Genomic DNA, 855 nt, shown 5'->3' on the forward strand with positions numbered 1-855 from the left:
GCTGCTTGGTTGCGTAACTCTAAGAATTCAATTGGGCGCACACGATGTTGCTCCCGCGTTGTCCAACCTGATCATGAGTGTGTACACGGTTGTAGCCGTCACCTTTATGTTCGTGATGGATAGAAACAAACTAAGGAACACTAAATGAGTACTCATGTCTTAAAGCTTGATGAGAACTTTCTTGGCGCTCTGGCCCGTCTTAGCTCAGGGGTGCGCGAGGAAGGTCGCAAGGTGACGGCAGTAGTGCTCAGCGACAAACTGTGCGCAACGATCGCGAGCTGCATTATGGCAGAGCAGGAACCTCCAGAGGATTTGCCCATCCGGCACATCTTCTTGGCGCTTGACCTGATCTACTACGCGGGGTACGCCGGAGAGTTTCCGCCTGTGGGGACCCTGTTTGGTGATATCGTCGTGTACTTTGAGCACGTCAACACGCCTAAGGAGCTATCGCTGGGTCTGGATGAAGTGCTCGTCTACACCACGTGATCCGTGGTAAACTTCCGGGAAGTAAATAGTAATGGGCGCAGATTTCGGTCTGTCGCCCCATTTTCATTCGTGAAGAGGAATAGATGCTAAAGCCTGTCAAGATGAAGAACGCGGTCCGGTGGCTCGTGGTAGATGCCGCCGCCCGCACTCGTCTTCCGGCGCGTGAGCTGATGGAAATGCACGATTGGTCCCGAGGCTGGAGCGCGGGGTCGCCTCGTGCACTGTTCGGAGCCACGTGTAATTGGTTGGAAGAACAAGAAGGAAGGTCGTGGTCCCGCGATCCGCAGTATCGACTGCCGTATCCCGTACCGGACGTAGCTGACTCTCGATGGGGTCTGGTCTATGACATGATCAATGTGTTCTTGGTTG

General features: G+C 54.2%; 1 protein-coding gene. It reads left to right on the top strand.

Annotated features, from left to right (window positions below; translation table 11 throughout):
- Positions 1-144 precede the first annotated feature (144 nt).
- Positions 145-486 carry a hypothetical protein gene (locus AC1RPN_RS07880; RefSeq protein WP_481763664.1) on the top strand — a complete coding sequence of 114 codons (342 nt, stop codon included), beginning with the start codon at positions 145-147 and terminating at the stop codon, positions 484-486.
- The last annotated feature ends 369 nt before the right edge of the window (positions 487-855 follow it).

Source organism: Dellaglioa sp. CoH-57-MRSF-20 (assembly GCF_056781955.1).

Bases quoted from the DNA above. Each gene is read 5' to 3' on its own strand.
- AC1RPN_RS07880 (WP_481763664.1), top strand. From the start codon at position 145: ATGAGTACTCATGTCTTAAAGCTTGATGAGAACTTTCTTGGCGCTCTG.